Below are 8316 nucleotides of genomic sequence, written 5' to 3' on the forward strand. Positions count from 1 at the left end.
CCGGCGAGTACTTACTGGGTGGCGCCACTTCTTCCTCGTTTCCTTGTCCAGGACAACCCTATTGGGTGCCTGTCCGGAAACTTCGTGGCCCCTCAATTGCCGCCCTTGAGTCCTTCGATGAACGCGACCGCTTCCGCTTCGGTGATCTGCACATGGTCGACTTCGTTGTGCCCCAGTGCGTAGCGCCGAAGGTACTCGGTCGGTTCCCAGCGCAGATTCCTGGTGAACGCCTCGTCATGCGCTACGCCGTTCACCAAGCGGCGTCTGACGATGCCCTGAGGATTGCTGCGCGAGTACCCCTCAATGAACTTGGCGTAGTAGGTGATGTCACCAGAGCGTGGGCCGAGAACCCGTACTGTCGCCCCGCGGCTGTTCAGCCACTGCTCAAGGTCCGGCCCGCTCAACTCGTATTGCTCGCCGCCATGGTCGATGACCGCCGGGCCGAAGAGTGTGCCGGAGAGCCCTCGTACGACGGTGTGCTCGTCGAGCACCGCCTTCACGGACGTCTCACGTACTGCCGCGTTGGTGAGATCAGCACCCTCCAGCCTGACGTCGATCAGTGAAGCGCCATGGAGCTTCGCCGCCCGGAAGCGGGCCGACCGGGCATCGACTGCGTAGAGGCTGGTGCTCCCCAGGTCTGCTTCATCCAGAGTGGCACCACGCAGGGAGGCATCATCGAGTTCAGCCTTGACCAGCGACGCGCGGGAGAGGTCGGCTTCATCGAGGACAGCGCCTTCCAGATGGGCCCTGTACAGGTCTGTGCCGAGGAGTCTGGCGCTTCGGAGGACCGCCTGCGTCATGAGCGCCATGGCGAGGTCCGCACCTGACAGGTCCGCCCGGGACAGATCCAGCGCCGAAGCGTCAAGAAGGGAGTCCTCTTCATCGACCCACTCCCGCAGAACGGCAGCGGCTTCCGCATCGGGCGGCATCGTTCGGACGTTTCGCTTCACGTCCAAGTGACGTTTCACGCTCTTTCTGGTGGGCCGCCGAGTCATGTGCCGTCACCGTCACCGGCCTGCGAGGGGAGGCACAGGGCGAGTTCCGCGCCCGCAAGCATCCGGACGATCGTGCGGGTTCAGGTCGGCGACCATCACTGTGGGAGGGGCGGGGCGGTCGGATTCGAACCGACGTCCTCCGAGATGATGTCGCGGCGCACTGCCTCTATGCTACGACCCCGCCTTGTTGGCGATCATAAGCTCCAACTGAGCTTATGGACAGGAACTTTGCCTCGACCGTGCCGAGAAACGTGCTGCGCTGCCCGTGCCAGGAGATCCGGAGCGCCTCTCGGGCCCGGGGTGCAGGCGAAGAAGGGCGGGGCGTCCCGAATGCGCCATCGGCGGACGGACACCGACTCCAGCAGTTGGTTGTCGTAGTCATGAGCCGTCACGGTCTTCGGTCGCCCGTCTCGCGGAGAACGTGGATCACGTCTCGAACTCGCCGACCCATGAACGCCTCAGCAGATGCTCGGGCAAGTACTCGGACTCGACTTCGATGGGGAATTCGTTGTCGTAAGCCATACAGGCCAGAGCGAGGGGAGCGAGGGCCACCAGGCCGTCCCCGCTCAGGACACGCGCCTCGTCGCCGGACCAGTACTGCTTGTGCCCGGTGACGGCGGCGACCAGTGCGCTGTTGAACTGATCGGATTCCCGCAGTTGGAAGCGATGGAAGAGTTCGAGCGGCGGATAAAGGATCTTCAGTATCATTTCCTTGTCAAGGACGCCCTCCCGCTCGGGATCGGTGCCTTTGACCGCCGCTACCAGCTTGTCCCACATATCCGTGGCTCGACCGGCCCAGTAGCTCTGGAGTGTCTCTACCCAGTCGTAGACGTAGTCATCGAAAGCCGCTCCCTCGGGAACGGAGTCACGCAGAAACGACACAGGTACCCGCATCAGGCGATCGAGACGGTCGTTCTCGCGGCAGATCGTCGCCAGATAGACCGACGTGAGCCATGCCCCCGCATGGGTATAAGGCGTCGGCCCCGTCGCAGGCAGGTTCCTCACCTCGTCTGCGCTCCCGATCCGGCACGGTACGGGTCCCTCGGCGGCTGTGGCTGAGTCGAACAGAGCACAACCGACCTGCATCGCTGTGACCCAGGCCTCCCATGTCTCCAGTTTCGCTGCTTCGGGATCCGTCAGGCAGCGCCACTTCGCCATGGTCAGGGTGCTGCTCAGCGCCCGGTGGCGGGAGATCTCCGACCTTTCCAGTCGGTCGAGAACTCGACGCGTCCCATCGATGAGCGGCGCCATGGCCTCGGCCGCGTTGTCCGTGCGGAAGTCATGACGCGGAACGCTCGTGACCACTGAACCCCTCCTCTAACGGATCTTGAAGTATTCCATCACAGCACCAGCGTAGGACCCCGTGTTCTCATTCACCTTCACCAGGACGTACTGCAGCTTTTCGGCCTCCAGGGCGTCCTCGAGAGCGTTGGCGATCTCGGCATCCTTCCCGCCTCGCGCCCACATCTTCTCAAGAATCGTGTAGAAATACTCCTTGGTGCCCTGTTTGACCAACATGCCCTCGTAGGGGCCCGCTCCTCTGCGCCAACCGAGGTCCGCCGAGGGTGCCTTCGCTTCTACGATCACATAGCCGCCGTCATCGCCGAGCTTGTACACCTGGTCGAACATGTCGGCGCCGTTGGGCGTCTTTGGAAGCGGTACCCACTCGGCACCTGGGAACTCATGCGGGACCACGTGCAGCTCAGCGGACTTCTCGCCCAGCTTCTCGGATATCTTGCTGTTGTTGGGCACGTCGCCGAGCTGCTCGGCGTATGCCTCCTGTGCTCTTTTGAGGGCCTCGTGCGCTTCAGGTGTGGGGGCTTCCTCGACTGCCTTTGACGCATCGGTGAGGTGCCCTGCCACCTTGCGGTCTTTCGCCAGCCTGTCGAGTTCGGGACGATGCACGGGGTCGGCCGAGTCCGGCCCCAGCGGTGTGCGCCCATACTTGACATCCGATGGCCCGCTCGGCAGGTCGTACTTGGACACCAGCTTGCCGTTCGCGTCCCTGGCGAGGATGGGCAACTCGACACCGTCAACGATCCTTGAGGCGTCCTTGCGCCGGTCGAGAGCGTCATAGTGTTCCTCGCGCCAGGCCGGGTCGTTGTTGGCCTTCCCAATATGCTCGTCCCGGATGCGCTTTCGTTCCTCGGCGGAGAGTTCCCGGTCTCCGGCGGAATTTGTTCCTCCGGAATTGTGATCCGAGCCGCCTGGCCTCGCGGCAGATCTCGACGACTCGTGGCCGCTACCCGACCCGTTGGCATCGCCTGTTCCTTGGCTGGGCGACGATGCATGCGAGGTGTGTCCTCGAACGCTGCCACCGGTATCGGCTGTTGTTCCAGCGGTTCCGCCGCCTGTGTGCGTGGATGCCTGCGGCGACTGTGACCTGCCGCCAACCCCTGCAAGTTCTCGCTCTCGTCCCGCCAACTCCTCCGGTGTGTCCCCGGTCGTGGATGAACGTTCCGCCTTCGGTGCGTCGCTGACGACGTCGCCGTGTTTGTCGTACGCGATGAACTCGCCGTTCTCGATGACGAGCTTGGAACCATCGGAGAGTTCCAGGACGCTGTGCCGGGCGGTCAGGTCGGGGATGTCGTTCACTCCGCGCAGGTTCGCCGCGACCTCGGCGATTCTCGGTACGGCGTGCCCGGTCACCTTGACCGCGGCGCCGACCGGGTCGATCACGTCGCCGACCTTCGCGACCGTGGTGGCGACCTTGGCGGCGGTGCCTGCCTTGCCGGCGGATGCGATCTTGAGCGGGCCGGCGCCGAGGGTGAGTCCGTTGAAGACGACGGTGGCTGCCGCGCGGGAGGGGTTCTCCTCCCACATGTCCCAGGCGACGAAGCCCTTGGCGAACTCTTTGGCGTATCCCTTGCTCTCCTGTGCGAAGTCGGACGCGAAGATCCCTGTGGGCTTCTGGCTGCCGGACTCCATGAGATAGGTCTCTGCTCCGACGATGGCCCGGGCCAGGCCTTCCCAGGCCTGGCCCGCGCTGTCCGAGCCGTGGAAGCCGGCCAGGGTTGCGAGGCCGTCGATGGTGCCCCAGACGTTGTCGACGACGATGCCGTCCCAGAAGAAGCTCTTGGCGTAGTAGCCGAGGTCGTCGGGGTCCCACCAGTCGTGCGACTGGGTGACCGGCGTGCCCCAGGGGAGTTCCTTCGCCTGGTCCAGCACCTCGGCGCTGTAGCCGTAGAGCTCCGCGCCGCGGGGCACGAACTGCTTCGCGCCGGTGTTCATCACGTACTGGGTGCCGCCGACCAGTGCCGTGATCTTGTTGTTGCAGGTGATCTCGGCAGCGGCGAACGCAGCCTGTGCGACGTTCACGTCATGCATCAGAGCCTGGTGCTCCGAGACCTTGTCCGCGTCATCGGTCCAGTTCTCGTCGAACGCCCCGCTGTCGGTCTTCAGCCCCGCGGCGAATGTGGCCGCCTGGGTCTGCAAGTGTTCCAACCGCTTGGCGATCGGCGCGACTTCGGCCGCGTACGTCCGCAGTGCGTCGGCCACCGTGGCGACCTTGTCCCCGAAACGGTCGGCGGCATCGCTCACCGGCTTGGTGGAGGCGAAGAGGTCTTCTGCCTCCGGTGCCTGGTAGAAGGCCGACAGGCCTTGGAACTGCCGATGGGCCTCCCCGCCGGCCTGGCGGATGCCGTCGGCTTCTTTCCGCAGGGCGTCCGTGTGCTGCTCCAGCCGGCCGAGATCGCCGGTGAACAGCGGAATGGACTCCGGCTTGATCACAGGCGGCCTGCCTTCCAGCCGCCCGGCATGTCGGGCCGGATGAGTCCGGCTGCCCGCTGCTGCACTTCCGCGGCCATTTCCAGGTCACCGTCCCGGTACGCCACCGTGGCCTCCACCGCGCCGCCCACCGTCTTGCCGATGCGCTCGCCGATGAACTTCAGCTCGTCGGCGGTGCCTTCCATGAACTCCGCGAGCGCTGCGGCGACCAACCCGGTCTGCCCCTTGTGCTCGCCACCCGTCCCGCCGGGAGCGAGCGTCCCGGCCGAGGTGGCCGCGCCCTGCACGTCACCCGAGTACGCCTGGACGATCTCGTCCAGGACCTTCATGACGTCGCCCACCTTCGAGACCACACCTTGGACCCCGGACGGAGAGATGTCCCACGCAGGCATGCGTCAGCCCCCGTTCCCTTCCCCCTGCTACTGCTCGGCGTCAGCCGATGTTGTCCACGGCCGCCCGTGCCTTGGCCAGGGTCGTCTGCGCGGTCCCGTCGTTCTGCTCCATCGTCGTGCGCACCAGGCGGATGATCTCGCGGACCTCACCGGCGGCGCGGTGCCAGCGCGTCTCCTTGCCGTGGTACTCGTCGGCGACTCCGTCTGCGGTGAAGTCGGCCATCGCGGCCTTCACCGCGCGGTCGCGGTCGCTCAGGACCCGCTCCAACTGCCCGATGACAGAGTGCAGGCTGATCTGCACCTCACCGGAAGCGCCGGTGTCGTACGAACGGCGGTCCTGGTTCTGACCCATGGTCGGATTCCCCCTGAAAACGGTGATGGTGAAGGTGACTTCGGGATGACGGGCCGGCGCATGCGCGCCGTCGTGGCTACCGCGCGCCGAAGCGAGCCGCGTCGAAGTTGGCGGAACCCATGTTCTGATGGGCGTTGTCCTCCAGCTCCACGTCACCGGTCCCGAACGCGGTGTCCATGCCGGACTGGCCGCCCAGGATCGCACTCAGCGAGCCGTTCAGCGCGGCCGTGATCTCGTCGGCGTTGAGCTTGAAGGCGTCGAACGCGGCCTTGCCCGCCCCGTTGAACTTCCCCTCCAACGGCTCCGCCGCCTGGATCAGCCACGTGATCAGCGTGCCCAGATCCTCACTCGAGCCGACGGTGCTCTTCCCGAGCTCCGACAGGGTCGTCGACCCCATGTCGAACTTCATACCCCTACCCCCGTAAGCGTGTTGCGCAGTGGCGCTGCGCGATCACTGCAGCGTACTCACACGTCACGTGTGACTCACAGTTCGTCGAACATTCTTCCGTACCTCGCGTTGCAGGCGCAACGCAGATGACACTGAACTGGCTTGATCTCGTACGTTTATGGCCGTCGCCCGGAGCTCCGGGGACAGGACAGATACGCCGTTCCTGCCTCGCCGTTCACGGCAGACGGCAGGAATGGGCTCGGGGTGCCATGCCAGAAGGCGTTGAGGCTGTCGCGTGCCCGGGTCACCGCAACGAACAGTAGGGATCGTGCCCGCTGGAGCTCCCCCCCCCGGTAGCGGGCGGGGTCCACCTGGCGCAACTGGTTGACCTGCTCGCGCGGGCCGAGACCGTCGCTGACCCCGGCGGTGATCACGCGCTGGTACTCCAACCCCTTGAAACGGAACATGGTCCAGATGTGAACTCCCACCTGTCCAAGGTGCCGCACGGCAGGCAGTACGAGGACGCCAACCGGGAGGCCGCCAAGTGCCTCACCCGTCTCGGTGACTTCCGTGGAGCGGCGGCGAGTGCCGGCGAGGAGTGGCTCTGTGACCGGGTCCGGGGCGTCGAGAGCGCAGGGAACCACTCCACTTGGAACAGGCAGGGAAACGTTCAGCACATGACGTTCGTGACGCGAAGTCTCGGGCATTGACGAGGCCGACCTCTGCCAGACCACCGCAGCCGATTTCACTGGCAGACCATCCACTGCCTCCCGCCCTGCGCGCCCGAACTCAACCCCGTCGAAGGGATCTGGTCCCTCCTTCGACGCGGCCGGCTCTCCAACGTCGCCTTCAGCACCCCCGAACACCCCACCCAGCGCATCCGACGCGGCCTACGGCATATTCAGTACCGCAGCGACCTCATGGATGGCTGCCTCGCCGAGACCGGCCTGTCACTTCAGACCCACCTGGGCTACAGCACGACACCACGGGTTCAACCTCAATGGACGGCACGCACTTCACGAACTCGTCGGCGTAAGGTCCTGCAAGCCGACCACCCGCAGCAGCTGCAAGCGCTGGTGCGACTCCGTGCCGGGGCGGGCCGTGTGGATGACGAGCTGCTGGTTGTGGTCGGAGTTGACGAGGACCTCGCAGTCGAGTTCGAGGATGCCGATCGCAGGGTGCCGAAAGCGTTTCGTGGCGGCGCGGCGTACGGCGACCTGGTGCTCGTCCCAGAGGTGGGCGAACTCCTCGCTCGCGGCGTGCAGTTCGGCCACGAGTGCGGCGGGTTCGGGGTCCGTGGGGCGTGCCGAGGCCACCGCTCGCAGGCCGGCGACCTGCTCGCGGGCACGCACGGGGCGGTCCTCGGGTGGGAACAGTTCCCGGGTTGCCGGGTCCAGGAAGAAGCGGCGGATCATGTTGCGTCCCCGGGGCGGGCGGGCGAGGACGTCTCCGCTCAGCGCCCGCGACAGCGCGTTCTGGGCCAGGACCTCGCCGCAGTCGGTCGCCACCATGGCCGGGGTGTCGTGCAGCCGGTCCAGCATCAGGAGCAGAGCCGGGCGCACGTGCGTGCTGGTCGCCTCCCGGCGCGGCGGCTGTTCACCGGTGAGGTGGAAGAGGTGGTCGCGTTCGTCCTCCGTCAGGCGCAGGGCGCGGGCCAGCGCGGTGAGCATCTGGCGGGACGGGCGCGGGCCCCGGGACTGTTCCAGCCGCGTGTAGTAGTCCACGGACATGCCGGCCAGCTGGGCCACCTCCTCACGGCGCAGCCCCGGCGTACGGCGGCGGGCTCCCGCCGTGAGGCCCACGTCGGAGGGGTCCAGGCGGGCGCGGGTGCGGCGCAGGAAGTCCGCGATTTCGCCTCGGTTCACCTCTTCAGGGTGCAGGAGGCCGGCCGGCTTATCCAGGGACTCCCGATCCCCTGATGAAGAGGTCTCTCCCGATCGCTCCCGCACCGGCCGAGGCTGGTCGTCAACGACAGGTGACACAGTGCGTGAGGAGCACATCATGCTGACTTTGGTGACCGGTACGACGGGACAGGTCGGACGCCGCTTCGTGCCGAGGCTGCTGGCCCAGCGGCAGCCGGGCGAGCAGGTGCGGGTGCTGGTACGTGACGCGGCCCGCGGCGAGCGCTTCGCGGAGCTGGGCGCACAGGTCGCCGTGGGAGACATGCGCGACGAGGAGGCACTCGCCAAGGCACTCGCCGGCGTGGACGCCGTCGTGAACATCGCCGCCTCCTTCCGCGGGGTGCCGGACGAGGAAGCGTGGGCCGTCAACCGGGACGCCGCAGTGGCCTTGGGCCGCGCCGCGCAGGCCTTGGGCGTGGAGCGGTTCGTGCAGGTCAGCACGGGCAATGTGTACGGTATCGGGCGGGGTCGTCCGCTGACCGAGGAGGACGAGAGCCTGCCGGGCGGCGAGATGTGGGGCGCCTACCCCGAGTCCAAGGCCGAGGCCGAGCGCGAGCTGCTC

At 66.5% G+C, this 8316-nt stretch carries 9 protein-coding genes and 2 pseudogenes; 3 read left to right on the forward strand and 8 right to left on the reverse strand.

Annotated features, from left to right (window positions below):
* Positions 1 to 92 precede the first annotated feature (92 nt).
* The 7 genes and pseudogenes from ABZ281_RS26760 to ABZ281_RS26790 all read right to left on the reverse strand — a co-directional run.
* The gene (locus ABZ281_RS26760) at positions 93 to 968 is read right to left on the reverse strand and encodes a pentapeptide repeat-containing protein (protein WP_356659422.1); all 876 of its coding nucleotides are present in this window, start codon (positions 966 to 968) and stop codon (positions 93 to 95) included.
* A gap of 453 nt (positions 969 to 1421) precedes the next feature.
* Complete coding sequence (locus ABZ281_RS26765) at positions 1422 to 2300, reverse strand: immunity 49 family protein (RefSeq protein WP_356659424.1); 879 nt, start codon at positions 2298 to 2300, stop codon at positions 1422 to 1424.
* 12 nt (positions 2301 to 2312) lie between these two features.
* Positions 2313 to 4724 (reverse strand): hypothetical protein, encoded by a 2412-nt coding sequence (locus tag ABZ281_RS26770; protein ID WP_356659426.1) that lies wholly within the window; start codon positions 4722 to 4724, stop codon positions 2313 to 2315.
* Entirely contained in the window at positions 4721 to 5113 is a 393-nt protein-coding gene (locus tag ABZ281_RS26775) for a DUF6507 family protein (RefSeq protein ID WP_356659428.1), read from the reverse strand. Before ABZ281_RS26775 ends, ABZ281_RS26770 begins: the two co-directional genes overlap by 4 nt.
* Before the next feature lie 40 nt (positions 5114 to 5153).
* Positions 5154 to 5465, reverse strand: a complete 312-nt coding sequence (locus ABZ281_RS26780) for a pore-forming ESAT-6 family protein (RefSeq protein ID WP_356659430.1) — start codon at positions 5463 to 5465, stop codon at positions 5154 to 5156.
* A gap of 76 nt (positions 5466 to 5541) precedes the next feature.
* Positions 5542 to 5874, reverse strand: coding sequence for a hypothetical protein (locus ABZ281_RS26785; RefSeq protein ID WP_356659432.1), 333 nt, complete (start codon positions 5872 to 5874; stop codon positions 5542 to 5544).
* 155 nt (positions 5875 to 6029) lie between these two features.
* A pseudogene (locus ABZ281_RS26790) lies at positions 6030 to 6338 on the reverse strand (3'-5' exonuclease); the annotation flags it as partial.
* Between ABZ281_RS26790 and ABZ281_RS26795 the strand changes: the two are divergent.
* Together ABZ281_RS26795 and ABZ281_RS26800 are read left to right on the forward strand one after the other, a co-directional pair.
* Positions 6330 to 6563 carry a hypothetical protein gene (locus ABZ281_RS26795; protein WP_356659434.1) on the forward strand — a complete coding sequence of 78 codons (234 nt, stop codon included), beginning with the start codon at positions 6330 to 6332 and terminating at the stop codon, positions 6561 to 6563. The pseudogene ABZ281_RS26790 and the gene ABZ281_RS26795 sit on opposite strands and share 9 nt — an antisense overlap.
* A gap of 39 nt (positions 6564 to 6602) precedes the next feature.
* Positions 6603 to 6812: pseudogene (locus ABZ281_RS26800) on the forward strand (IS630 family transposase); the annotation flags it as partial.
* Positions 6813 to 6869: 57 nt separating this feature from the next.
* Here ABZ281_RS26800 and ABZ281_RS26805 read toward each other — a convergent pair.
* Positions 6870 to 7718, reverse strand: a complete 849-nt coding sequence (locus tag ABZ281_RS26805; protein WP_356659436.1) for a helix-turn-helix transcriptional regulator — start codon at positions 7716 to 7718, stop codon at positions 6870 to 6872.
* Between the two features lie 136 nt (positions 7719 to 7854).
* Between ABZ281_RS26805 and ABZ281_RS26810 the strand changes: the two genes are divergently transcribed.
* Positions 7855 to 8316: NAD(P)H-binding protein (locus ABZ281_RS26810; RefSeq protein WP_356659438.1), on the forward strand; the 462-nt coding region annotated here is incomplete at its 3' end.

The organism is Streptomyces sp. NPDC006265 (assembly GCF_040613555.1).
In the GTDB taxonomy this organism is placed as follows: Bacteria; Actinomycetota; Actinomycetes; order Streptomycetales; family Streptomycetaceae; genus Streptomyces.